22 protein-coding genes and 1 pseudogene are annotated in these 23665 nt (G+C 64.2%); 14 read left to right on the top strand and 9 right to left on the bottom strand.

Annotated features, from left to right (window positions below; all coding sequences use genetic code 11):
- Positions 1-62: 62 nt before the first annotated feature.
- The 3 genes and pseudogenes from RA167_RS00425 to RA167_RS00415 form a co-directional block, all read right to left on the bottom strand.
- Positions 63-239 carry a hypothetical protein gene (locus RA167_RS00425; RefSeq protein WP_175972421.1) on the bottom strand — a complete coding sequence of 59 codons (177 nt, stop codon included), beginning with the start codon at positions 237-239 and terminating at the stop codon, positions 63-65.
- Positions 211-384 (bottom strand): annotated as a pseudogene (locus tag RA167_RS00420) (GTP-binding protein); the annotation flags it as partial. The gene RA167_RS00425 and the pseudogene RA167_RS00420, both read right to left, overlap by 29 nt.
- Before the next feature lie 107 nt (positions 385-491).
- A complete protein-coding gene (locus tag RA167_RS00415) occupies positions 492-941 on the bottom strand; it encodes a lytic transglycosylase domain-containing protein (RefSeq protein WP_076787535.1) in 450 nt (149 codons plus the stop codon).
- A 496-nt stretch (positions 942-1437) separates the two neighbouring features.
- Between RA167_RS00415 and gspD the strand changes: the two genes are divergently transcribed.
- The 3 genes from gspD to gspF are packed head-to-tail and all read left to right on the top strand — an operon-like array spanning position 1438 to position 6632.
- Positions 1438-3879, top strand: a complete 2442-nt coding sequence (gspD, locus tag RA167_RS00410; protein WP_076785846.1) for a type II secretion system secretin GspD — start codon at positions 1438-1440, stop codon at positions 3877-3879.
- Between the two features lie 32 nt (positions 3880-3911).
- Positions 3912-5402 carry a type II secretion system ATPase GspE gene (gspE, locus tag RA167_RS00405; protein ID WP_076785845.1) on the top strand — a complete coding sequence of 497 codons (1491 nt, stop codon included), beginning with the start codon at positions 3912-3914 and terminating at the stop codon, positions 5400-5402.
- Positions 5403-5414: 12 nt separating this feature from the next.
- On the top strand, positions 5415-6632 hold the full coding sequence (gspF, locus tag RA167_RS00400) for a type II secretion system inner membrane protein GspF (protein ID WP_076785844.1): 1218 nt from the start codon (positions 5415-5417) through the stop codon (positions 6630-6632).
- 49 nt (positions 6633-6681) lie between these two features.
- On the opposite strand, the gene RA167_RS00395 is transcribed toward gspF, so the two are convergent.
- Positions 6682-7113 (bottom strand): general secretion pathway protein GspC, encoded by a 432-nt coding sequence (locus RA167_RS00395; protein ID WP_076785843.1) that lies wholly within the window; start codon positions 7111-7113, stop codon positions 6682-6684.
- 237 nt (positions 7114-7350) lie between these two features.
- On the opposite strand from RA167_RS00395, the gene gspG reads away from it, so the two are divergent.
- From gspG to RA167_RS00350, 9 genes are all read left to right on the top strand, one after another.
- Positions 7351-7815, top strand: a complete 465-nt coding sequence (gspG, locus tag RA167_RS00390; protein WP_076785842.1) for a type II secretion system major pseudopilin GspG — start codon at positions 7351-7353, stop codon at positions 7813-7815.
- Positions 7816-7837: 22 nt separating this feature from the next.
- Positions 7838-8374: a GspH/FimT family pseudopilin gene (locus tag RA167_RS00385; protein WP_370642877.1), complete on the top strand. Its 537-nt coding sequence runs from the start codon at positions 7838-7840 to the stop codon at positions 8372-8374.
- Positions 8346-8756 (top strand): type II secretion system minor pseudopilin GspI, encoded by a 411-nt coding sequence (gspI, locus tag RA167_RS00380; protein WP_076785841.1) that lies wholly within the window; start codon positions 8346-8348, stop codon positions 8754-8756. The genes RA167_RS00385 and gspI overlap by 29 nt, the downstream gene beginning before the upstream one ends.
- Positions 8734-9393, top strand: coding sequence for a PulJ/GspJ family protein (locus tag RA167_RS00375; protein ID WP_076785840.1), 660 nt, complete (start codon positions 8734-8736; stop codon positions 9391-9393). The genes gspI and RA167_RS00375 overlap by 23 nt, the downstream gene beginning before the upstream one ends.
- A complete protein-coding gene (gspK, locus tag RA167_RS00370; protein WP_076785839.1) occupies positions 9390-10523 on the top strand; it encodes a type II secretion system minor pseudopilin GspK in 1134 nt (377 codons plus the stop codon). Before RA167_RS00375 ends, gspK begins: the two co-directional genes overlap by 4 nt.
- A 67-nt stretch (positions 10524-10590) precedes the next feature.
- The gene (gene gspL / locus RA167_RS00365; protein WP_076785838.1) at positions 10591-12018 is read left to right on the top strand and encodes a type II secretion system protein GspL; all 1428 of its coding nucleotides are present in this window, start codon (positions 10591-10593) and stop codon (positions 12016-12018) included.
- Positions 11994-12524 (top strand): type II secretion system protein GspM, encoded by a 531-nt coding sequence (gene gspM / locus RA167_RS00360; RefSeq protein ID WP_076785837.1) that lies wholly within the window; start codon positions 11994-11996, stop codon positions 12522-12524. Before gspL ends, gspM begins: the two co-directional genes overlap by 25 nt.
- Positions 12525-12540: 16 nt before the next feature.
- Positions 12541-13320 (top strand): type II secretion system protein N, encoded by a 780-nt coding sequence (locus RA167_RS00355; protein WP_076785836.1) that lies wholly within the window; start codon positions 12541-12543, stop codon positions 13318-13320.
- A 269-nt stretch (positions 13321-13589) separates the two neighbouring features.
- A complete protein-coding gene (locus RA167_RS00350) occupies positions 13590-15134 on the top strand; it encodes an efflux transporter outer membrane subunit (protein ID WP_139337034.1) in 1545 nt (514 codons plus the stop codon).
- Positions 15135-15233: 99 nt separating this feature from the next.
- Here RA167_RS00350 and RA167_RS00345 read toward each other — a convergent pair whose 3' ends face one another.
- Positions 15234-15602 (bottom strand): hypothetical protein, encoded by a 369-nt coding sequence (locus RA167_RS00345; RefSeq protein WP_139337418.1) that lies wholly within the window; start codon positions 15600-15602, stop codon positions 15234-15236.
- A gap of 201 nt (positions 15603-15803) precedes the next feature.
- Between RA167_RS00345 and RA167_RS00340 the strand changes: the two genes are divergently transcribed.
- A complete protein-coding gene (locus tag RA167_RS00340; RefSeq protein WP_076785833.1) occupies positions 15804-16568 on the top strand; it encodes a phytanoyl-CoA dioxygenase family protein in 765 nt (254 codons plus the stop codon).
- Between the two features lie 77 nt (positions 16569-16645).
- On the opposite strand, the gene RA167_RS00335 is transcribed toward RA167_RS00340, so the two are convergent.
- On the bottom strand, positions 16646-16849 hold the full coding sequence (locus RA167_RS00335; protein WP_041753951.1) for a DUF3185 family protein: 204 nt from the start codon (positions 16847-16849) through the stop codon (positions 16646-16648).
- 187 nt (positions 16850-17036) lie between these two features.
- Positions 17037-18473 (bottom strand): MATE family efflux transporter, encoded by a 1437-nt coding sequence (locus RA167_RS00330; protein WP_370642879.1) that lies wholly within the window; start codon positions 18471-18473, stop codon positions 17037-17039.
- A gap of 448 nt (positions 18474-18921) precedes the next feature.
- Between RA167_RS00330 and ada the strand changes: the two genes are divergently transcribed.
- Positions 18922-20049 (top strand): bifunctional DNA-binding transcriptional regulator/O6-methylguanine-DNA methyltransferase Ada, encoded by a 1128-nt coding sequence (gene ada, locus RA167_RS00325; protein WP_076787529.1) that lies wholly within the window; start codon positions 18922-18924, stop codon positions 20047-20049.
- 80 nt (positions 20050-20129) lie between these two features.
- Here the strand turns inward: ada and gshA are convergent, their stop codons facing one another.
- Positions 20130-21746, bottom strand: coding sequence for a glutamate--cysteine ligase (gshA, locus tag RA167_RS00320; RefSeq protein ID WP_076785832.1), 1617 nt, complete (start codon positions 21744-21746; stop codon positions 20130-20132).
- Positions 21747-21775: 29 nt separating this feature from the next.
- Entirely contained in the window at positions 21776-23404 is a 1629-nt protein-coding gene (locus tag RA167_RS00315; protein WP_076785831.1) for an ATP-binding domain-containing protein, read from the bottom strand.
- Positions 23405-23665: the final 261 nt, after the last annotated feature.

Genomic DNA, 23665 nt, shown 5'->3' with positions numbered 1-23665 from the left:
CCGCGCCACGTCCGGCGAACGCGCCGGACGTGGCGCGCGGCACCGCGGTGTACATTGATCGGCTAGCGAACGCCGGCAACCCCGGGCGTGTTCTTGGGTGGGTCATCGGCATCGCTGACGTGATCGAACGCTTCGCTCCATTGCGGAAACGGGTCGGCGAATTCCTGCCATGCCGACGGATCGGCGTCCTCCTGTCCTGCTTGCCATTGCGTCGCGCAACGTGCAGCAGATGCAGCCATTCGAAAGCTCAACGAGCCGCTCATCGACGTGCGACAGCTCGCTCGCGCCGCGTACCAGTTGCGCATCGATATTGATCGACGCGACATCATTGACAATGACGGCCACGCGCAAGCCGGCGCGGTTCGCGAGGATAGGATTGAGCAGTGTGGTCTTGCCGGCGCCAAGAAAGCCGCAGAGTACGGTGACAGGGAGGGGGCGGAAGTCATCGTCACATTCTACGCCTGCCGCCGCCGTCGCTTGTGCCGCTTAGCTCAGCGTTGTGCGAGCAGGTTCCACTTGTTCAGGATCGCCATGATTTGCTTAGCGTACTTGTCGCGCAGCGCCGGTGTTTCGGAATGGTAAGAACCGACCGCCTGCCAGGTATTGCCGTATTTGTCCATTTGGCGCCGTAAGTGCCAGGCGGCGATGTAGACGGCTTTGCATGGTTCCATGAGCGTTTGGTGCGAGATGCCGTACGACGCAAGCTTGGGTAGGTGGATCGAGTTGATCTGCATCAGGCCGTAGTCGGTCGAGCCATTCGCGTTCTTGTGCAGCGCATCAGGTCGGTTGTGCGACTCCTGCCACGCGATCGCGCGCAGGATCAGTGGATTCACGTGATGATAGGCAGCCGCGTTGTCGAAGCAGTCCGCATGCGCGCGCGGTGACGTCAGCGCGAGCAGGCTGACGGCAAAGGCGATCGAGGTGACGGATCTCAATTTCATCGTTTCGGACAGGAGCAGTTTCAAGGCGGCACCCGGCGTGTACAATGCGACTCCGGCACGGCCGGCGCGTGCCGGCACGTGTACCCTCGTGCCACTTCGTCGCTCATGGTAACGCATTGGGATGCCCGGTCTGGGGCGTGGCTTCGCGCCGGCACGCGTCACTGCGCGGCACGCCACCGAGTTGTGCCGCGCGTGGCCCATTATCTGGCACGATAGGCGGCGGAACTAGGCGGTTGCTCACAGAGGCGGCAGGCGGAATAATCCGCCGCCGGCATTTTTGCCATGGTGAGCAATGCGTGCGCAAGTAAGGATCGGTTAGAGATAGCTTTTTGTCCGAATTCGACGAATGATCGTTCTTGTGATAGTTCAGCGTTAAAAAGCTGTTAATGTTGCAATTTTGGCACCCCGCATGGCATCTTTTGCGGCATCACACCAAACTACTTGCATAATTGATCGGCCTGGGCACCGCCCGGCCGGCGCCAAACACCACTATCCAATGACACAGAATCGTTTTCCTGCGCGGCGCATGGCGCGTTCGCTGCTGGTCGCGGGTCTGATCGCCGCCGTGCTCGGGGCGTCGCCCGCTCGCGCGCAGGTCACCTTGAATTTCGTCGATGCCGATATTGACCAGGTCGCCAAGGCAGTCGGCGCGGCGACCAACAAGACGATCATTGTCGACCCCCGTGTTAAGGGGCAATTGAACCTCGTTTCCGAGCAGCCGGTGCCGCAGGATCAAGCGCTCAAGACGCTGCAGTCCGCGTTGCGGATGCAGGGGTTCGCGCTGGTGCAGGACCATGGGGTGCTGAAGGTCGTGCCGGAAGCCGATGCGAAGCTGCAAGGCGTGCCGACCTATATCGGCAACACGACGCCGGCCCGCGGCGACCAAGTGGTCACCCAGGTGTTCCAACTGCGCAATGAGTCAGCGAACAACCTGCTGCCGGTGTTGCGCCCATTGATCTCGCCAAATAACCAAATTGCCGCCTATCCGGCGAACAATACGCTGGTGGTGACCGACTACGCGGACAACGTGCGCCGTATCGGCCGGATCATCCAGGGCATCGACACGTCGGCCGGGACACAAGTGCAGATCGTGCCGTTGAAGAACGCCAGCGCGGTCGATGTTGCGCAACAACTGGGCAAGCTGCTCGACCCGGGTGCAATCGGGGGCACCGATGCGACGCTGCGCGTGAGCGTGAACGCCGACCCGCGGACCAATTCGGTGCTGCTGCGCGCGGTGAGCCCGTCAAGGCTGGCGGCGGCGAAATCGTTGATTGCGACGCTGGACGCGCCGACGACGCAACCGGGCAATATCCATGTGGTGCCGCTGCGCAACGCGGAAGCGGTGCGCTTGGCCAAGACGCTGCGCGGCATGCTCGGACAGGGCAGCCGCGGCGCAACGGGCTCGGAATCGCTAGGCAGCGGCGGTAAATCCGATTCATTCGGCGGCGGTCTTGGCAACTCCACTGGCGCCTCTGGGCTGCCACCGCTGCCGTCGGGCTCGTCCAGTGCGATGAGCCGCAACCCGCTGTCGGGCAGTGGCGGCATCGGCGGATTCGGCTCCGGGCAGTCGAGGGACCAGAGTTTCAGCGACAAGGAAATTAGCAACGACGACAATGCACAGGGCGGCATCGTGCAGGCCGACCCAGCCACCAATTCGCTCATCATCACCGCGCCAGAGCCGTTGTACCGGAACATCCGCAACGTGATCGACCAGCTCGACCAGCGCCGGGCGCAGGTCTACATCGAAGCGGTAATCGTGGACATGAACGCGACCACCGGTGCCAACCTCGGTATCCAATGGCAGGGCGCGCTGTTGTCGAACAACGGCAACAATGGGTTGTATGGCGGCTCGAACTTCAATGCAAACGGCAGCCAGGGCATCGTCGGCTTGAGCGCCACCGGCGCCATCGTCGCGCAGGACCCGGCCACCGCGGCTGCACAGATTGGCCCGAACAATTTGCTCAACAACGGCCTGAACATCGGCCTGTTGCACCGCTTCGGTAAGGTCTTCGGTCTGGGCGGCCTGTTGCAGGCACTGGCCACGAGCAGCGATACCAACATCCTGTCCACGCCTAACCTAATCACGCTGGACAATGAAGAGGCGCGGATCGTGGTCGGCCAAAACGTACCGGTGGTGACCGGTTCGTACGCGACGCCGACCGCCAATACGACGACGTCGGTCAGCGCGTTCAACACGTTCGATCGCCAGGACGTGGGGATCACGCTGCATATCAAGCCGCAGATCAGCGAGGGCGGTGTGCTGAAGCTGCAAATCTACCAGGAGGATTCCGCCGTGCAGCAAGGCACGCAGTCCAACCCTGGTGGGGTGTCGATCACCAAGCGCTCGATCCAGTCCACCGTGCTCGCGGACGACGGCGAGATTATCGTGCTCGGCGGCCTGATCCAGGACAACTACATGAACGGCAATTCGAAGGTGCCGTGGCTGGGCAATATCCCCGTGCTCGGCAGCCTGTTCCGTAGCGAACAGAAGGCGCGCACGAAATCGAACCTGATGGTGTTCCTGCGTCCGGTGATCGTACGTGACCAGAGCACCAGTAGCCAGTTGGCGCTGGACCGCTACGAGTACTTGCGCGCTGAGCAGGCTGCATACCAATCGGATAACCGGATCATCAAGGACCGCGAAACGCCGTTGCTGCCGCCCGCGCCGCTGGGGCCGAACGAGGGAGGCGGGCCCGCAGCGAACAACGTGTTCGACCTGCGCTCGACATATGGCCGCGGCGGACCGTACCATGGCAATGGAGTTGATGCGCGCGACAATGGCGCGGCAGCGGCGAGCGCACCGCCCTCTGTTGGTACTGCACCGGGTGCACCCGGTGCAACCAACGCGTCCGTCGACGATGCTGCTGCACCGGTGGGCGCGTTGCCGGCGCCCGCGTCGCCGGTCGATTCCACGGTGACGCCCGAACAGCGTCCGTGACGCCCGCCCTTTCTGTAACGACAGGTCCGTTGATGCGTACCGTGACTGCTTCGAACGAAACCGTTGTCGGCCGCGAGCCGCCGTCGCCATTGGCCGCGCGGCTGCTGCCTTACGCGTTCTCGCGCAGCGGCCAGATCCTGATCGCGCACCAGCACGCCAGCGGACTGGATGTCTGGATCAGCGAGCGCACCAGTGCCGCGGCGCTGGCTGAGGTGGCGCGCAACTTCGGCGCGCTGACGCTGACCCGCTTGCCGTCAGATGAATTGACGCAGGCGATCAACAGCGCGTACGCGCGGCAGGATGGCAGCGCTGCGCAAGTGGTCGGCGAGGTCGAGGGCGAAGTCGACTTGTCCCGGCTGATGCAGGACATTCCGGAGGTCGAGGATCTGCTCGAGTCCGAGGACGACGCGCCGATTATTCGGATGATCAATGCGCTGCTCACACAAGCTGCGCGCGAAGGCGCGTCGGATATCCACATCGAGCCGTTTGAGCACACGTCGGTCGTGCGTTTTCGCGTGGACGGCACGTTGCGCGACGTGGTGCGGCCAAAAAAGGCGCTGCATGGCGCGCTGATCTCGCGCATCAAGATCATGGCGCAACTGGACATTGCCGAAAAGCGCTTGCCGCAGGACGGGCGCATCACGTTGCGCGTCGGCGGGCGTCCGGTTGATGTCCGGGTATCGACGCTGCCCACTGGTCACGGTGAACGCGCGGTGCTGCGGCTGCTCGAGAAGGATGCGCAGCGACTGAACCTAGAGCGGCTGGGAATGGGCCCCGATACGCTTGCGCAATTCGACAAGCTGATTGGACGCCCGCACGGCATCGTGCTGGTGACCGGCCCGACTGGCTCGGGCAAGACCACGACGTTGTATGCGGCGCTGTCGCGGCTGGAGACCGAGACGTCGAACATCATGACGGTCGAGGATCCGATTGAGTACGACTTGTCCGGCATTGGGCAGACGCAGGTCAATGATCGCATCGGGATGAATTTTGCTCGCGCGCTGCGCTCAATCCTGCGGCAGGATCCGGACATCATCATGATTGGAGAAATCCGCGACCTAGAAACGGCGCAGATCGCGGTGCAGGCGTCGCTGACCGGGCATTTGGTGCTGGCCACGTTGCACACCAACGATGCGGCATCCGCGGTGACGCGGCTTACCGACATGGGCGTGGAGCCCTATCTGCTTGCGTCGAGCCTGCTGGGCGTGCTCGCGCAACGTCTGGTGCGCCAATTGTGTCCGGTATGTAAGCGACAGAGCGTTGATGATGGCCGCGTGCAGTGGCATCCGGTCGGTTGCGACAAATGTGGCCACTCAGGTTATACCGGCCGCCGTGGCGTCTATGAGCTGTTGGTGATTGATGACGCGATCCGCACGCTGATTCACCGCAATGCATCAGATGCCGAACTGCTCCAGCGCGCACGCGCGGGCGGCATGCGTACCTTGCGCGAGGATGCGCAGCGCTGGCTCGACACCGGCGTGACCTCGCTCGAGGAAGTGCTGCGCGTGACCGGCGGGGAATAACACGGACCGCTTATGCCCGCTTTCCGATTCGAGGCGATTGACGCCACAGGCAAGTCGCAACGCGGCGTAGTTGAGGCCGACAGCGCGCGCGCCGCGCGTGCGCAGTTACGCACGCAAGGGTTGACGCCGCTACTGGTTGAGGCCGCTGGCAGCCGCGCGCGTGGCGAGCGCAGCCAGCGGCTGGTATTCGGTCGCAAGCTGTCGCAGCGTGAGCAGGCACTTTTTACGCGCCAGCTGGCTAGTTTGTTGATCGCCGGGCTGCCGTTGGACGAAGCGCTCGGTGTGCTGACGGACCAGGCCGAGCGCGAGTACATCCGCGAGTTGATTGCTGCCATCCGTGCCGAAGTGCTCGGCGGTCAGTCACTGGCCGGCGCGCTGGCGCAGCATCCGCGCGATTTCCCAGAGATCTATCGCGCACTGGTGTCGGCCGGCGAGCATACCGGCAAGCTTGGGCTCGTGCTGTCCCGGCTGGCTGACTATATCGAGCAGCGCAACGCGCTGCGCTCGAAGATCCAACTCGCCTTCACGTACCCTGCCATTGTCACGCTGGTGGCGTTCAGCATTGTGACGTTCCTGCTCAGCTACGTGGTGCCGCAGGTGGTCAGCGTGTTCGCGAGCACGAAACAGCAATTGCCACTGCTAACGGTGATGATGATGTCGCTGTCGTCGTTCGTGCGGCACGGCTGGTGGGCGATTCTGTTGACCGTGGTGGTCACGATCTGGCTCGTGCGTCGCATCCTGCAGCAAAGCGGGCCGCGCCTGGCGTTTGATCGCTGGTTGCTCGGCGCGCCGCTCGCCGGCAAGCTGGTGCGCGGCTATAACACGGTGCGCTTCGCGTCGACGCTCGGGATCCTGACCGCCGCCGGCGTGCCGATTCTGCGCGCGCTTCAGGCCGCCGGGGAAACATTGAACAATCGTGCCATGCGTTCGCTGGTGGATGAGGCGATCGTACGCGTGCGCGAGGGAACCTCGCTGTCACGCGCGTTGGGTAACACGCGTACCTTTCCGCCAGTGTTAGTGCATCTCATTCGCTCCGGCGAAGCGACGGGCGACGTGACGTCGATGCTCGACCGTGCATCGGAAGGCGAGGCGCTGGAACTGGAGCGACGCACGATGTTCCTGACCAGCTTGCTGGAACCGCTGTTGATCCTCGCGATGGGCGGGGTGGTGCTGGTGATCGTGCTGGCGGTGATGCTGCCGATCATCGAGTTGAACAGCATGGTGGGCTGAGCGCCGCGACGCGGCGGGGGTCGCCGCGCCGTGGTTCATTGCCTGTGGTTCAGCGCACGTAGATCGTTGGTTGGCCTTGTGCGTTGGGGGGCAGGAAGATTTCTGAGCGCCCGCCATTGCGTTCGACGACGATCGAGCGCTGCCGCACGGCGACGAGCTTCACACCCCGCGCAATCGGGCTGTTTAGCGATATCGCGCGGGCCGGGTCAGCGCCGTACGACACGATCGCGGCCGCGCCGTCGGCCAGCGCGAGGATGCCGGACAGGTGGATGTTGGCCGCACGCGTGTCGCCGGCGTGCGAGCCGAACAGGGTCTGCGCCGCGTCGATGGTGACCGGCAGACGGCCCGGCGCGGCGGCTGGAAGCGGTGCGGTGTCGCGGGAGCCGAGCGTGACGACCCAGTAAGTGACGGTCGCGCACAGCACGGCGAACAAGGCGAGCGATGCAAGCCGCACCGCAAGGCGTTGAGTCAGAAAGTTCATGGCAGATATTGTACGAGCTTATATGACATTGAGAAGAGTGCATGGCGTTAGATCACAGCAGACGGCATGGCGAGCGCGTGCGTCATGGCGCCACGGGGGAGCGCAAAACGGCGGCCGTGCGGACCGGTCGCCCGGACAGCGGCTTAAAATGGCTGCGGCACGAGGCTGGTCGATGAGCGCCGATGCACTGGCGCATCACGACGGCTTTTTTCAGTTAATTCGAGTAACGAGGTAGGAATGCAATACGCAAGACCAACGATTCGCCGTCAGGCCGGCACGTCGGCGCGCCGCCAGCGTGGTTTTACGCTGATTGAAATTATGGTCGTGATCGCGATCCTTGGGATCCTGGCCGCCCTGGTAGTGCCCAAGATTATGAGTCGTCCCGATCAGGCACGCCGCGTGGCGGCGAGCCAGGACATCCATACGATTATGGATGCGCTCAAGCTGTACCGGCTCGACAACGGCCGGTACCCGACACAGGAGCAAGGTTTGCGTGCGTTGATCCAGAAGCCGTCGACGGATCCGGTGCCAAACAATTGGAAGGAAGGGGGCTACCTCGAGAAGCTGCCGAATGATCCCTGGGGTAACCCGTATCAGTACCTGAACCCGGGCGTGCACGGCGAAATCGACGTGTTTAGCTATGGCGCCGATGGTAAGCCAGGCGGTGAGGGCAACGACGCCGACATCGGCTCGTGGCAGTAGTGCGCGAGCCAGCGCGCAGCTCATGGCTCGTGTGATGGGCGTGGCGATGATCGCCCGTGGCGCCGCGGCGCGCGGCGCTGGCTGTGTGCAGCCGTGCCGAGGCGCGTGCGGGGCGGCCGGCTTCACGCTGCTGGAAATGCTGGTGGTGCTGGTGATCGCGGGCATCCTGGTATCGATGGCGACGCTGACGATGACGCGCAATCCGCGCACGGATCTGAACGAGCAGGCGCAGCGTCTGGCGTTGCTGTTCGAGTCGGCCGGCGACGAGGCGCAGGTGCGTTCCCAGCCGATCGCCTGGGTGCCGGTAGCAGGCGGCTATCGCTTCGAGGTGCGTACCGCGGATGGCTGGCGTGCACTGCGTGACGATCTGCTTGCGCCGCGTCGCTGGGACACGGAAGTGACTGGGGTGGCGATACGTTATCCAGGATCGGACGAGACGGCCAGCCGGATCGTGTTCGGGCTGGAGAGCATCGACACGCCGGTGCAGGTCACGCTTTATTCGGCGATCGGTCAGGTCAGCATCGCCGGCAATGGCAATGGCCGCTTCGAGGTGCATTGAGATGAGGCGCGGCACACGTGGTTTCACGATGATCGAGGTGCTGGTTGCGTTGGCGATCATTGCGATCGCGCTTGCTGCATCGTTGCGTGCGGTCGGCGTGCTGGCCGTTAATAGCAGCGAGTTGAACAAGCGCATGTATGCGGGTTGGAGTGCAGACAACGAACTAGCCAGGCTGCATTTGACGAAGGCGTGGCCCAATATCGGCTCGCGCACGTTTGACTGTTCGCAGGGCAATCTCGCATTGAGTTGTACGGAGCGAGTATCGGCCACCCCGAATCCGATCTTCCGGCGCGTTGAGGTGTTTGTCGCCACCCCGGGGCAGCCGGGCTACCTGGTGCAAATGGTTACGGTCATCGCCAATGAAACCAGCCGCTCGCTCTGACCAGCAGCGTGGCTTCACGCTGATCGAACTGCTGGTCGCGATTGCGATCCTGGCGGTGATCGCCGTGCTGTCGTGGCGCGGGTTGGATTCGATCACGCGCAGTCGCGAGGCGATCAGCCGCTCAATGGAGGACGAGCGCGTCCTGGCGCAGCTGTTCGATCAGATGCGCGCGGACGCTCGACAGGCGGCCACCGATGACCAGGCGGGCACCGCGGCGGTGGCGATCGGTAATGGCGAGCTGCGCATCGTGCGTCTGCTGTTCGCCCAGGACAGTGCGCCGCGGTTGCAAGTGGTGCGTTACCGGCTCGACAATGGTCGGATCATCCGTCTCGCGTCGCCGCCGATCGCCACGCGGGGACAATTGCGCAGTGCGTTGCGTGGCGGCTTGGATGGCTGGAGCGAGGTGTCGCTGATCGGCGGTGTTAGCGCGATGCGCATGCGTCTGTTTGTGCCTCAAGTCGGTTGGACCCGTTCCATGGCCGATGTTGACGCGACCATCGCGAAGAGCATGAACAACCTCAGGGTACCCGGCTTGAACGCCGCGCCGCTGCTGCGCGCGGCCACAGGGCTGGAGGTGACGCTGCGCGCGCCGCAGGTCAGCGCGCCGCTCACGCGCGTCCTGTTGATCGGGGAATGATGATGTGCGCCCATCGCCGTCCAGATCTTCTGCGTTGCGCTCGGCCGCCACGGCGCACGCGCGCCGAGCGCGGTGCCGCGATCGTCACGGCGCTATTCGTGGTCGCGCTTGCGGCCATGCTGGTCTCCGCAATGCTGTGGCGGCAGCAGGTGCAGATCCGGCGGATCGAGAACCAGCGGTTGCTGGCACAGGCGCGCTGGATTTCGCGCGGTGCGACCGATTGGACGCGGCTGATCCTGCGCAGTGAGGGCGATACCACGCCAAGTTTTACATACCTGGGTGGTATCTGGGGCGTGCCCATCGCACGCACGCGCCTGTCCGACTTTCTCGGCCAGATCGGCGAGGTACGTGCCGAGGAAGGGGCCGCAACGTACCTGTCCGGTTCGATCGAGGATGCGCAGGCGCGCTTTAACTTGCGCAACCTGGTCACCATTCCACGCCCTGGTGTCATCGCGGTCGACTCGAACCAACTGCTGGCGTTCCAGCGACTGCTGTCGTCGCTGGGATTGGATGGACAATTGGCCGGCCGTGTCGCCAGTGCGGTGCGTGACAGCCTGGCGGGCTCCGCGACGCGCTTTCAGACGAATGCACAGGCGTCGCTTGGCGCGAGTGGCGCGTCCGTTCAGCAGGCAGTGGCCGGCTCAGCGATCAGCGGCGAGTTGACCGACAAGCCGGGACTCGAAGGCGGTGACGATGCGGCCGCGCGTCGGCCGATCCAGATGGTTGATGCAACCGCGCTGCTGGATGTGGCCGGTTTTACGCCGGAGATGGTCGCGCGTCTTAAGCCGTTTGTGATCGTGCTGCCAACCAGCACGGTGCTCAACATGAATACCGCCAACGCCGAAGTGATCGCCGCCACTATACCGGGTATGTCAATCGGTGCGGCGCAAGCGCTGGTGGCGCGCCGCAGCACGGTGTTCTTTCGCAATACGGGCGACGTGCAGCTCGCGCTACAGGCGGCTGGCATCCCCGCGGTGGGGAGGGACCTAAACACAATCGGCGTCGACACGAACTACTTTATCGTGCATGGCAAAGTCCAGCATGAGCGTGCCGAATTGATCCGTACGACTTTGATATACCGCGACGCGTTGACCAAGACCACGCGCGTCGTCAGTGTGAGGGACGAGTGATGCGCCAGCCTCGCGTCGCGCTTCCTTGCCTTGCAATTCAACCCCGTCATCGAACGAGGACTGCTTCTTGACCACGCTGATCGTCCAACTGCCGCCGCGCGACCCGGCGGTGCCGTCGCAAGAATGGCAACTGCCGGATCTGCCGTTTCTGCTGCTCGACAAGCAAGGCCGGACCCAACGCGCCGGCCGCGCGTCGCTGGCGTTGCTGCCACGCGCCACCCGTACCGTGCTGATACTAGCCGCGCGCGACCTGCTGATGCTGGCCGCGACAGTGCCGCCGCTCAAGGGCCCGCGCTTGCGCCAGGCACTACCCAATGTCATCGAGGATCACCTGATCCAGGATGCGCAGACCTGCCACATCGCGCTCGATCCGGCCGAGCCGATCGACGGCAAGCGCGTGGTCGCCGCGATTGACCGCGGCTGGTTCCGCTTTATCTGTGATGCGTTTCGCAGCGCTGGCCATACATCGCTGCGTGCGGTGCCGGTCACGCGATGCCTGCCGCAACCGGGCGCCGTGCAGCACGCACTGGACGAGGTTGACTCGCAGGCTGCCGCCGGCGCGGCACGGCCCCGGGTCGCGGCTGACGGCGGCGGCGCGGACCTGTCTAATGCTGAGGTGGGTGATGAGGCCGGCGTTCCTGCGCATTTGCCGATCGCCGCCGCGATCCTCGGCGATGTCGTGCGCACGAAGCCGGCCACGCTGCTCGGCGAACCGGGTGAGCTGGCTGGCGCATTTGGGCCGCATTGGGAGCTGGCGCTGGCGCGCGGTGCGCTTGGCGAAGGCTTTGCGGTGCCGGTCGATGCGCTGGAGCCGACGCTTGCTGCCCTGGCCGCCGATGTGCCGGTTACCCTTTATCGGCTCACCGGGGTGCCGGGCAGCGAGCTGCACGCCAGCCTTGATGGCAATGACGCGGCGGCGCCGGCCACGCATATTGAGGCCTTGCCGCTGACGTTCGAGACGCTGGCACACAACGCGCTGGCGCAGGACTTCGACCTATGCCAGTTCGAGTTCGCGCCGCAATTGTGGAACCTGTCCAGCGCCACGCTCGCGCGCTGGCGCTTGCCCATCGCGCTTGCGCTCGCGTCGATCGTCGCCGCGGTGATTGGCGTGAACGTGCAATGGCTGATGTTGGCGCGGCAGCGTGATGCAATCAATACACAAATGACCGAGTTGTTGCTCAGCGCCTTTCCGAAAACCACGGTCGTGCTCGATCCGGCCGGTCAGATGACGCGGCAACTGGACCAGTTGCGGCTGGCTGTCGGCGAGCCGGCGCCAGACGATTTTCTGTCGCTGGCCGATGCGCTTGCCCGCTCGCTGGGGCCAGTGCCGTCCAATACGATCGCGCAGCTGGACTATCGCAACCGCGCGCTGGAGGTGACGTTCAAGCCGTCGGTCGCCGTCGATAACGGACTGACGCAACGCCTGGCCCGCCATGGCGTAGCCGGCGAGGTAGATACCAGCACCGGCAAATGGACGATCAGGAGTGCACGATGAAAGGGAAAAGCGCCGTAGCGACGGCTCTGAGCGATTTTTGGGGCGAGCGGGCGCCGCGCGAGAAGAAGTTTATCACGATTGGCGGCGTCGTGCTGGCACTGGTCGTACTGTATTCGGTGGCGTTGGGCCCCGCACTGAGTGGCCGCGCAAAGCTGCGCGCTGACTTGCCCGCGATGCAGCGTCGCCTGGCGCAGATGACGGCCGACGCGAATGAGGTCCGCTCACTCGCCGTACAGGCGCAGGGCCGTGCGCCTACCGGCAATGCGCTTAAGGAGGCGTTGGCCGCGTCGCTCGCGCAACGCGGGCTGGCGGCGACGCAGTTGAACGTGGCCGGTCCCAACGTCCAGCTTCAATTGAAGAACGGGCAGTTCGGCAGTTGGGTTGCGTGGCTGGACGATGTGCGCCGGCAGTTCAAGGTTAAGGTTTCGCAGGCGCATGTCAGTGCATTGAAGGATGACGGCCAGGTGGACGTCACCGCGACGCTGCAGCCGGCTAATACAAAATGATCCGACGAGACCCACGATGAATTTTTTCTGGCACCGGATCGCGCGCGCGTTGCCTTGGATCGTCGCGGGCGGCTTGGCGGTGCTCATTACGCTGCTATGCATCGCGCCCGCCGCGTGGATCACGCCGCAGTTCGGGCGGGCCACCGGCGGACGGGTGAACTTGGTGGATCCGGCTGGCTCGCTGTGGCACGGGTCAGCCACGCTGCTGCTGGCGCCCGGCAACGATCGCGCCAATTCGACGCTGCTGCCTGGCCGGGTCGAATGGCACACTGCCTTTTGGCCGCTGTTCGGCGGCCGCTTGCACATGACGCTGCAGCATACCGAAGCCATGCACCAGCCGGTCACGCTGGACGCGTCGCGCAGCCAGGCCGTGCTCGGTGCTGGTTCACTGGCGTTGCCCGCCACGTTGCTCGAAGGGCTGGGCGCACCGTTCAATACGCTGGATTTGCAAGGTGACGTGCGGTTGTCCTGGACCGACATGCGCGTGCTGAACCAGCAGGCGTATGGACAGCTCACCGTGTGGCTGACCGACATGGCCTCGCGCATATCGCCGGTCCGGCCACTCGGCAGCTATTGTGCCACGTTGCTTGCGCAAGGCCCGGCGGCGGCGCTGCAACTGGCGACGCTGAGCGGCCCGCTGCAACTGGACGGCGCCGGGCAGTGGCAGCAAGGGCGCTTCTTGTTCAATGGCACCGCCCGTTCGACGAGCGAGGCCCGCGGCAGTCTGGCCGGGTTGTTAAACCTGCTGGGTCGCCGCATCGATGACGCAACATACGCGATCACCTTTGCGCGCTGAAACCTAGGCAGGTAGGTCAATGCAGCGAGAAAACATAGCCTAGGCTACCTTGAAGAAAAGATTGCATAGGCAATAAAATGGCGCTGCTGGTTTTTCGTTTTCGCCATCGAGGCCCTGTGTTGATCAGTCCGGCCGCGAGGTAGCGGCTTTGCAAGGGTCGTTTTGCCATGAAGTTCATCAACGCGCCGGCGTATTGGGTGGTTTATGCTTCGCATTGCGCGGCAGGCTGTTCAACGGGCCGAGCACCGCGTCCGGTTATAGGAATTTCAATGCATTTGGACTTTTGCGATTTTCCGGCGGCGCAACGCGATACCGCCACGCCTGACCGTACCTTCATTTTACGCTATGCGCTGGCGTTCGCACTATTGCTTAGCGGCTGCGCGGTGGGTCCCAACTACACGCGTCCGGGCGTCGTAGTACCGTCGAGTTTCAAGGAGGCCGCGCCCGGCTGGAAAGTGGCGCAACCAGCCGATCAGCAGGACCGTGGCAATTGGTGGGCTGTTTATCGCGATACGCAATTGGACGCGTTGATGGACCGGCTCAACGCCGCAAACCAGACCGTCGCGCAGTTCGCTGCGGCGTACCGGCAGGCGCGCGCGCTGACTGCCGAGGCGCGCGCAAGCTGGTTCCCGACCCTCAGCGGGTCGGCCTCCGGCAGCCGTGTCGGATCGGGCAGCGCGTCGCGCGGCACGACGACAAGCGGGGTGGCGACCGGCGGCTCGCGCGTATCGAACCACTTCAGTATGTCGCTGGACGCATCATGGGAGGCGGACCTGTGGGGTGGAATTGCCCGCGCAGTGGCGTTACAGAAGGCTGGGCAGCAGGCGGCTGCAGCCAATCTTGCCAATGCGCGACTGTCCGCGCAGGCGACATTGGCGCAGAATTATTACCTGCTGCGCACGTTGGACGCCCAACAAAAGATATTGGACGAGACCGTGGCCGCGTATCAGCGCACGCTCGAGTTGACCCAAAACCAATACAGGCAAGGTATCGTGCCGCGCTCGGACGTGATTCAGGCGCAAACACAATTGCAGTCGGCGCAATCCGCCGCGCTTGGCAACGGTATCGCCCGGGCACACTATGAGCATGCGATCGCCGTGCTGGTCGGCGAGCCCGCCTCGACATTCTCGCTGCCACCCGCACCGCTTGGCGTGACCCCGCCGGCGATCCCGGTATCGTTGCCCAGCGCGCTGCTCGAGCGCCGCCCGGATGTCGCCTCCGCCGAGCGCAAGGCTGCCGCGGCTAACGAGCAGATCGGCGTGGCGATGGCCGCGTTCTTCCCCTCGCTGACGTTGTCGGCACAAGGAGGATTCTCCAGTTCGGTGCTGGCGCAGTTGCTGCGGGCGCCGTCGCGGTTCTGGTCACTTGGCCCGGAGCTGGCCGCGACGATCTTCGATGCAGGCTTGCGCAGCGCAAAAGTCGACGCGGCACGTGCTGCCTACGACGAGCAAGTCGCGGTGTACCGGCAGACCGTGCTGGCGGCGCTCCAAGATGTCGAGGACAACCTGAGTTCTTTGCGGATCCTGGAGCAGCAGATCATGCTGCAGCAAGCCAGCGTCGATTCGGCTCAGCAGGCGCTGGACATCGTACTCAACCAATACAAGGCCGGTACCGCCGCGTACCTGTCGGTGCTCACCGCACAGGCGAGCCTGCTATCCGCGCGGCAGACATTGCAGTCGCTGGCTGGTCAACGCATGACTGCGTCGGTCGGACTGATCAAGGCACTCGGCGGTGGCTGGGACGTTGCGCGACTGGATATCGAAACCGGCTCGGTGGCGGCGCCGACCGCTGCTTCCGAGATCTGCGGCAGCTGATGCCGCGGCACGGCTCGACTGCAGGTAGGCGTCGCCGGCGGGCACGGCACGTGCGTCGCGCGCTGCCGGCGTGGCCCCGGTGTCCGGGGCCGGCACGGTTCAGCGGCTGCCGAAATACGGCGACCAGGGGCCGGATGGAGGGGCATGGCGGCGCGGCGCGCGCACCAGATGAAGGCGGGGCCTTTGGCGCGGATGGCGCAGCGCTCGCGCCGGCGCAACGCGCACCGAGCGGCCCAGCGAGGCACGCCAGATGCTGTGTAGACGCAGATGGACGAGCGAGTGCGCCCACGCGCGTACGCTGCTGCTGCTCCAGCGCTGCGCGATAGTGTGCGACAAATGCGCGGCCAGCGCGCGTGTGCGCGCGACATGATGGCGCAGTGAACGCGCGGCGCGCCGTTGTGCGATACGCGTGATGTGAGCGGCACGCCAGACGGTGGCGGACATGCGTTTAGACAAACGGGCTGACATGATCATTGACTCGATATTGAAAGCGCCGAAGCGCCATTTTGCAGCGGTAACGGACTCAGCTTACACCCGAAATAGCTTACCCAACAGTGGCACGGACTACGCCGCCGCGTGTGGGTTCAAGGGTAAAAACACAGGTTGGAAGCGTGCCACGCGTACTGCACGTAAAATCGTTGGAATCGAAGTCATTGAACCGGATATGCGATGGCGGAGCATTTCTCAAAGAGAGGGCAGGTCGAGTTGCTGAGGCAGCACGGTTTTGTCGTCGTGCCCGGATTGTTGCCGGCCGAGCGTTGCGAAGCGATCAAGCAGGCGGCGCGAGCCGAGCTTACGCAGCCGCAGGGACCGGTGGAATTTGAGGCGGATCTGCGCTATCCCGGCGCACCGCAATCGCACGCCGCGCCCGGCGGCAATACGGTACGCCGTTTGCTGGACGCCTACGCGCGCGATGCATTGTATCGACAGTGGGCCACGTCAACGGCAATCCGCAACTGGATGGAATTGTATTTTGGCGAGCACGTGTCGCTTTCGCGCGCGCATCATAATTGCATGATGACCAAGCACCCAACATACGGCAGTCTGACGGGCTGGCACCGCGACGTCCGGTATTGGGCATTCGAGCGTGAGGATCTGGTATCGGTGTGGCTCGCGCTCGGTACGGAGACCGTGGAAAACGGCGCGCTGTGGTTCGTGCCAGGATCACACGCGGTAGATTTTGCCCCGGAGCGTTTTGACGAGGCGAAGTTCTTTCGCGCGGACGTGCCCGAGAATGCAGCGTTGATCAGCACGGCGGTTTCCCCGGTGCTAAATCCGGGCGACGTAGTGTTCTTTCACTGCAACACATTGCATTCGGCGGGCAAGAACCTGACTGACGACGTCAAGTTCTCGCTGGTCTTCACCTACCATGGCGTCAGTAATGCACCGGTGCCGGGCACGCGCTCGGCGGCCAAGCCGGAAGTGCCGCTGTGAGCGCTGACGGGCGGTGAGCACGCGTGGCATCCGGACCGGGTGCACCACCGCGTGCTCACGCGCCAGTCCTGCGTACTTTAGCGCCGCGAGCTGAGCGCGAGCCCGACGATACCGGCAACCAATGCCACCGCGCCGGCGGCGAGCAGCGTGATGGTGCGTTCGGTCGGCGTGCCGGTGAACAGGCGTGACACGTCATTGCTGAATGAGTGCAGTGATGTGCCGCCGAAATACAGCAGCACGATACCGCCGACAATCAGCGCGATCGATACAGCGTTACCCATGAAAGTGTCCTCCGTTGTTGTGCGATGCGCGTCGAGCGTGACCCGATTATCGCCGACGCACCGTGCGCCGTGGCGCACTGGATCGTTTGATTGCGCATAGCCCTAGGATTTTTCGCATAAGTGGCCAAGCTGCCGTACAACGCTATTCGTTCGACACTGCAGTGCCGACCGTGCGGCCGCCGCGGTCTCATGCTATCGGCCTGTCGAGCGGGCTGTGGCACCACTTTGGTGATATCCTGCCCAACTGCGCGTCGATGCGCGGCAACACGCACGCCAGCGTGATACCGCGCGCCGCCATGAACAGCAGCAGTGACGCCCATAGCCCATCGTTGCCGAACGGGCCGGGCAGCGTCACCGTCCCCAGTATGAACACGGCGAACGATATTGCCATGGCCCACATAAGGTCCCGCGTGCGCGTCGCGCCAATGAACACGCCATCGAATAGAAAGCCCCAGACGGAGATCACCGGCAGCGCCACGGCCCACGGCAGAAAGCGCACGGCCGTATCGCGGACCGCATGCTGATCGGTCAGGCAGCCGATGATCCATGTGCCGCCGCTCGCGTAGACCAGCGAAAAAACCAGTGCGCCGAGCCCGCCCCACACCATCGTGGTCCGCACAGCCTGACGGAAGGCATCGCGTTGGCGCGCACCGATGGCGGCCCCAACCAGCGCCTCGGCGGCATGGGCGAATCCGTCGAGCGCATAGGCCATGAAGGTCTGGAAGTTCAGCAACAGTGCGTTGGCTGCCAGCACCAGGTCGCCCTGTGCCGCGCCGGCGTGCGCGAACCAGCCGAAACATGTCAGCAGGCACAGCGTACGCACGAAGAGGTCGCGATTGAGCGCAACCAATCGCCGCAGCGCGCCGGTATCCACAAGCGTGGCCCAGCGCAATGGCGGCAGCGCGCGTGGCCGCTGTCGCCACAGCAGCCACGCGCCCAGCGCGAAGCCGCACGCGTCGGCCGTCGCGGTAGCCGCACCGATACCGGTGATGCTCCAGTTGAAGACATAGACGTACAGCAGTACCGCCGCCACATTGACGGCATTGATCAACAGTTGAATGAACAACGCGACGCGCACACGCTGGCAGCCCAGCAGGAAACCCAGTATCACGTAGTTGCACAGTGCCAGTGGGGCGGCCCAGATCCGTGCGTGGCAATAGTCGCTCGCATACTGCTGCAGTGCGTTGCTGCCGCCGATGAGGCGCAACGCGGCACTGATCAATGGCGTGCGCGACGCGAGCACGACTAGGCCAATTATGGTCGCCAGTGCCAATGCGCGCAGCAGCGTCGCGCGCAACGCGACGGTGTCGCGTGCGCCGAATGCCTGCGCCGTGAGCCCGGTGGTGCCCATGCGAAGGAAGCCGAAGCCCCAGAAAACGAAATTGAAGAACAGGCCTGCAGCGGCGACCGCCCCCAGATACGCTGGGTCCGATAGGTGGCCCGCGACGGCCGTGTCCACCGCGCCAAGGATCGGCTGGGTTAGGTTTGCCAGAATGATCGGTATCGCCAGCGCGAGTACACGGCGATGCCACCGAGCAGCACTGATCGGTGTATTGGACAGGGACGCGGACAGCGGTTGGCACGGCGGCAAGCGGTCGTTGGATTCGTTCGTGGACAGCGCCATGTTGGGCAAGGCCGTCATCATGACGGAGAAGGGCTTGGAACGACGGATTCGCGTCCTGCGCGTGACAGCGACATAAAAAAAACCCGCTCATCAAGCGGGCTGAATCCATATCAGGAGGAGACATGGAGGAGACGGTTCTCACTATACTGATTCGGGTGCTGCAATGCAACATCTTTGCGTGGAAATTTTAGAGTAAGCATTCTATCGATCGGCGGATGATCCGTTCCTAATAGTGTCGAACCAGCGCTTTGTCCTGCCGAATGACAGCGCAAGATACGTGGCGCCCGGGTACGGCGACATCGATAAAGTGAATCACACGCTATCCATAGTAAAGGTCAGGTCCATTATGAGTGATCGAGCCACCATGCCAGTTTATCCGGCACACCGGGCCGGTTCACCGCGTGCGGTCGCCCCCGCGTCCCTGCCGAAGACGTATCATTCGATCGTCATGACGCACGATACAGCCAGTCCATCCAGCGGCGCGCCGGGCGATTACGCGAGCGATGATGCGCGTTGGAACGCGGTACGCGCGCACGACCCGTGCGCCGATGGGTATTTCTTCTTTGCGGTCCGCACGACCGGCGTGTTCTGTCGGCCGTCGTGCAAGTCACGTCCGCCGCGGCGCGAAAACGTGCGCTTCTTCGCGTCCGCCGACGCGGCCATGGCGGCGGGTTTCCGCGCGTGCAAGCGCTGCCAGCCGCTACGTGTTCCCCGCGAGGTCGAATTGGTCGCGCGGGCCTGTTCGGTGCTAGCCGAACGGATCGATGAGCGCGTCACGCTGGCGCAGCTCGGCGACGCGGTCCACACGAGTCCCTATCATTTACAGCGTGTCTTCAGTCGCATGATGGGTATCTCGCCGCGCCAATATCACGCGAATTTGCGCGCTGAGCGGCTGCGCGAAACGCTGCGTTCGGCCAGCAGCGTGACCGATGCGGCGTTGGACGCCGGCTTCGAATCTGCGTCGCCGCTGCGCAATGCCGCACGAGGGCATCTGGGCATGACCCCGTCGGCGTACCGCAAACATGGCGCCGGCATGACGATCGCCTATGCGATCGCCTCGAGTCGGCTGGGTCCGGTACTAATCGCGGCCACCGGGCGCGGCCTGTGCAAAGTGGCGTTCGGTGACGACGAAGCCTCACTGTTACACGCATTGCACGACGAGTTTCGCAACGCGAAGCGGGTCTGCGATCCTGAACGCCTCGCGCACTACGTCGAGCGTATCGACGCCTACCTGGACGGCCGTGCCGATCCGACGAACTTGCCGTTCGATGGGGTGGCGACTGCGTTCCAGCGCCGCGTCTGGGACGCGCTGCGCCGGATTCCGTACGGACAGACGCGCAGCTATACCGAGGTCGCGGCTGAACTTGGCGTGCCGAACGCGGTGCGGGCGGTCGCCGCCGCATGTGCCGCGAATCCGGTGGCATTGGTCATTCCTTGTCATCGCGTGGTTCAGAAAAGCGGTGCGTTGGCCGGCTACCGGTGGGGGCTGCAGCGCAAGGCGGCGTTGCTCGACGCGGAACGGCGCGATGGCGCGGTCCGCGCTGCAACGCTCGGCGCGGAACCCATCGATGCGTAATGCGTTCACCACGCCGATCGCTTATCGGCCGCTGTACGACTGGCCGACGCCGAAGCTGTCGCCGCGCGCGGCGGTGGGCATCAGACGCTGATCCGGTTCAGCGTATACGCGCGGTAAGCTGCGACGAACTGATCGAAGTGGCCGACTTCGGTGCGCTCGATCTCGGCTTGTTGCTGCAGCGAGCGCGCTGCCAGGGCCGCATAATGGGCATGCAGCCCGCGCGGCAGCGGCCGGGCACGCATCTGCGCAGCGTGCTGCGCACTGTGCTCGAGCGCGAAGCGTGTGAACGAGCGCCCGGTCGTGCGCATGTCTTCCAATACACGTGCCGAAGGGGTCAGCGAGAAGTCCTCGACCTTCGCGCGTTGCGCGGCCAGTGCGTCGCCATATCGGCTGCCGCCCTCCTGTGCGTCGAGCAACGCCGCGGCCGGCCCAATCCGCTCGAGCAATTCGACGGCCCAGTCCCGCAAGGGCACCGGGCGGCCGCCGCGGGACAATTCAAGTCCCGGACGCCGCCCCTGCGTCACCACACGGGCGAAGTTGTTGCCTGCTTCGGTGCACTCCGCCTCATGGAGCAAGGGGCTTGCGTCCAGCGCGCAAAACAACAAATACGCTTCGACAAAACGCGCGGTGGTGGCCGAGATCCCGGTGGCCTCGAACGGATCGATGTCCAGCAGGCGCACCTCAATGTACTGCACGCCGCGCGACGCGAGCGCGTGCAGCGGCCGTTCGCCTGGTCGCGTGACGCGCTTCGGGCGGATCGTCGAGTAGAACTCGTTTTCGATCTGCAGTACGTTGGTGTTGATCTGCAACCACTCGCCGTCGCGCTGGGTGCCAAACTGCTCATACGGCGCATAGGGCTGGCTGACCGCGTTTGCTAAGTTATGTAGATAACCGTCCAGGCTGTTGTAGTTTGCGTGCAATGCCGCCTGTGCGGATGTGTTCTGGTAGCCCAGGTCGCTCATTCGGAGACTGGTCGCGTACGGCAGGAACAGCGTGTCGGCATCGAACGTATCCAGCGCATGCGCGCGTGCGGGTACAAAGCTGCGTGACAGCGCTGGGGAGGCGCCGAATAGCAACGTCAGCAGCCAACTGCTGCGGCGGAAATTGCGAATTAGCGCAAGGTAGGCATCCGACTGGTACTGGAGCGGCGAGCCGTCGACCCGTTCGTGCTGTTGCAGCAGGCGCCAAATGTCCTCGTGCAACGAAAAATTGTAGTGAATGCCGGCGATGCACTGCATCGCCCTGCCATAACGCAGCGCCAGTCCGCGCCGATAAACGTGCTTGAGCCGGCCAATATTCGATGTGCCGTATTGCGCGATCGGGATTTGTTCCTCGGGCGGCAGCACGCAGGGCATCGACGCGTTCCACAGTAACTCGTCGCCAATCGATTCGTAGACGTAGCGATGCAGCGTATCGAGCTGCTCCAGCATTACATCGGCGGCGTGCCCGGCCGGCGTGATGATCTCGAGCAACGCTTCGGAATAATCGGTCGTCAGTTGCTCGTGCGTGAGCGCCGAGCCCAATGCGGCCGGATGCGGCGTGGGCGCCAGCGTACCATCGTGCTGAACCCGCAGGCTCTCCTTCTCGACGCCACGCAGACCTTGCGCCAGCAACGGGCGATGCGCGGGCTGCGCCAACAACGCCAGGCGTTGGGCATATGCATCCGTCGTCGGGAGGGCGGGCGTGTTCTTGAGCATTATTCGGCCAGATAAGGCTAAGCGGGCGTTTAGCGTCGCGGCAGCCGCGCCGCAGCGCGGGCGGACATCACGACGATCAGCTTCATCGTGGCGCGGGTTGCCCCGACAAAAAGCTTGCGGGCGGCCCGCTCGTCGAATGCATCAAAATCTACCTCGGTCAGGATGACACAGGGCGCGGCTTGGCCCTTGAAGCGGTGGATCGATTCGTACAGCACGTCGCCGTCGCGGTACTCGGGATTGCCGAACAGATCGTAACGGCCGGTGAAGCTGCGCAGCCGGTGCGGCCCGAGCTGTTCCAGTGCGGCAAAGCGTGATTTCTCACGGCCGCGGAACGACAGCAGCGCGATATCCTGTTTGCGAAAACCCAGCGACAATGCCTGAGTGATAGCGCGCTTGGTCGGCTCAAGGGGATCGTCGCCGTCATAGGTCGACACGGAAACGTCCGAGCCACCGAAGGGACTGCCGCTTTCGACGGTGAACGACGGGCCGATCACCTCACGCAAGTAGTCGAAGATCTCGCGTGGGCTGCGATAGTTGACGCTAGCATTCAACGTGACCCAACCTGGCAACGGGACTGGTTCGCGCATATACAAATTCTGCATCGGGTCTTCCAGCCACCACCATGCGCCGCTCGGCGCCAGTAGCCGTTGCAGCGCGGCGACCCAGTGCGCGCGGAAGTCCTGTCCCTCGTCGACGATCAACACGTCAAAGCGCCACGCCTCACCGGGGGGTACGTCGGCAAAGCGTGCGTCGAGCCAACCGAAGACATCCGGTGAGGCAAAGTCTGGCTCTTGCCCGCTGTCGCGCACGACCCAGTCGCACAGCTGGTGGTAGGTCGCGACCTTCACGCCCGGCGGCGCGACGCGCGCGATATGGTCCGCCAGTGGACGGTTGAAGCATACGTACAGCGCGCGCCGGCCCTGTGCGAGCGCGTCCTTCATCACCTGGATCGCCAATTGCGTCTTGCCTGAGCCCGCCGTGCCGGTCACGCGCAGCCTGAACGGCTCGAACGACAGGCGCCGCGCCCATTCGGCTAGGCCGCCGGAGAGCCGCGTGACCAGCGTGTCTGCCTGCCCGACCAGTGCGCTGGCGTCCGGCGTCAGCGCAAGGTGATCGGACAGAAAATGATGCAGCTTGGCAGCACAGTCGAAGGGGGCCTCGTCGGGCGGCAACGCGCGCTGGATGACCGCGGCGAGTTGGTTTTTACGCGTCGCATCGACGATGCGCTCTGGGGCGACGCCAGCAATGCCCGGGTCGCGCACGATATAGTCCGGGCAATACAGCAGCGCCTCGATGCAATAGGTGCCGGCGCCGAACGCCGCGGTGAAGCGTCGATGCAGGCCTTCGATCGTGCGGGCCAACTGGACTGCGACATTGCGTTCCTTTTGCAGATAGACCTTAACTAGGCCCGTAGACGTTTCGCGCAGGAATCCCGACTTCTGCTCGATCACCATCAGGCGCCCCGACGGGCCCACCACGACGAAGTCCGCTTCGCCGAATACTGAGAAGCCCTGGTTCACGCGGGTCCAATGCACGCCGTGATAGACCGTGTAGCCGTCCGGCAGTTGCTCGGCCAGCGTGGTCAACGTCTCGCGCTCGCGGGCGGCGGCGCCTGCTGCGTCCAGGTGTTTCCAGTCGTCGGGAATGATGCGCGCCATGTTCAGCAGTGTCTCGGATAAGGGCTAGCGGGTACGCGGTGCTGTGCAGCATTCATTCTATGCGAGCCGCTGCGTGTCGGTTAGAATACGCCAGTCTTTGGGGAGTAGCCTTTCCTGCGTTGCCGGGTCGCGGATGCGATGCGGCGGCCGGCCCGGTGGCCGCGTCGCGTGAGTCCGATGCCGGTACGCTAGGAAGATCGCGCCAACAGTCTCCGGCTCATGCCGTGGCGCGCTCGGCCCACCCGGGTTTGGCCAGACCAT

The sequence above is a fragment of the Mycetohabitans endofungorum genome, from assembly GCF_037477895.1.
GTDB lineage: Bacteria > Pseudomonadota > Gammaproteobacteria > Burkholderiales > Burkholderiaceae > Mycetohabitans.
The sequence above is the reverse complement of the archived record's forward strand: the minus strand, read 5'-3'. Positions and strand labels throughout refer to the sequence as shown.

Bases quoted from the DNA above. Each gene is read 5' to 3' on its own strand.
- RA167_RS00425 (WP_175972421.1), bottom strand. From the start codon at position 239: ATGGCTGCATCTGCTGCACGTTGCGCGACGCAATGGCAAGCAGGACAG.
- RA167_RS00415 (WP_076787535.1), bottom strand. From the start codon at position 941: ATGAAATTGAGATCCGTCACCTCGATCGCCTTTGCCGTCAGCCTGCTC.
- gspD (WP_076785846.1), top strand. From the start codon at position 1,438: ATGACACAGAATCGTTTTCCTGCGCGGCGCATGGCGCGTTCGCTGCTG.
- gspE (WP_076785845.1), top strand. From the start codon at position 3,912: ATGCGTACCGTGACTGCTTCGAACGAAACCGTTGTCGGCCGCGAGCCG.
- gspF (WP_076785844.1), top strand. From the start codon at position 5,415: ATGCCCGCTTTCCGATTCGAGGCGATTGACGCCACAGGCAAGTCGCAA.
- RA167_RS00395 (WP_076785843.1), bottom strand. From the start codon at position 7,113: ATGAACTTTCTGACTCAACGCCTTGCGGTGCGGCTTGCATCGCTCGCC.
- gspG (WP_076785842.1), top strand. From the start codon at position 7,351: ATGCAATACGCAAGACCAACGATTCGCCGTCAGGCCGGCACGTCGGCG.
- RA167_RS00385 (WP_370642877.1), top strand. From the start codon at position 7,838: ATGGCTCGTGTGATGGGCGTGGCGATGATCGCCCGTGGCGCCGCGGCG.
- gspI (WP_076785841.1), top strand. From the start codon at position 8,346: ATGGCAATGGCCGCTTCGAGGTGCATTGAGATGAGGCGCGGCACACGT.
- RA167_RS00375 (WP_076785840.1), top strand. From the start codon at position 8,734: ATGAAACCAGCCGCTCGCTCTGACCAGCAGCGTGGCTTCACGCTGATC.
- gspK (WP_076785839.1), top strand. From the start codon at position 9,390: ATGATGATGTGCGCCCATCGCCGTCCAGATCTTCTGCGTTGCGCTCGG.
- gspM (WP_076785837.1), top strand. From the start codon at position 11,994: ATGGACGATCAGGAGTGCACGATGAAAGGGAAAAGCGCCGTAGCGACG.
- RA167_RS00355 (WP_076785836.1), top strand. From the start codon at position 12,541: ATGAATTTTTTCTGGCACCGGATCGCGCGCGCGTTGCCTTGGATCGTC.
- RA167_RS00350 (WP_139337034.1), top strand. From the start codon at position 13,590: ATGCATTTGGACTTTTGCGATTTTCCGGCGGCGCAACGCGATACCGCC.
- RA167_RS00345 (WP_139337418.1), bottom strand. From the start codon at position 15,602: ATGTCAGCCCGTTTGTCTAAACGCATGTCCGCCACCGTCTGGCGTGCC.
- RA167_RS00340 (WP_076785833.1), top strand. From the start codon at position 15,804: ATGGCGGAGCATTTCTCAAAGAGAGGGCAGGTCGAGTTGCTGAGGCAG.
- RA167_RS00335 (WP_041753951.1), bottom strand. From the start codon at position 16,849: ATGGGTAACGCTGTATCGATCGCGCTGATTGTCGGCGGTATCGTGCTG.
- RA167_RS00330 (WP_370642879.1), bottom strand. From the start codon at position 18,473: ATGGCGCTGTCCACGAACGAATCCAACGACCGCTTGCCGCCGTGCCAA.
- ada (WP_076787529.1), top strand. From the start codon at position 18,922: ATGACGCACGATACAGCCAGTCCATCCAGCGGCGCGCCGGGCGATTAC.
- gshA (WP_076785832.1), bottom strand. From the start codon at position 21,746: ATGCTCAAGAACACGCCCGCCCTCCCGACGACGGATGCATATGCCCAA.
- RA167_RS00315 (WP_076785831.1), bottom strand. From the start codon at position 23,404: ATGGCGCGCATCATTCCCGACGACTGGAAACACCTGGACGCAGCAGGC.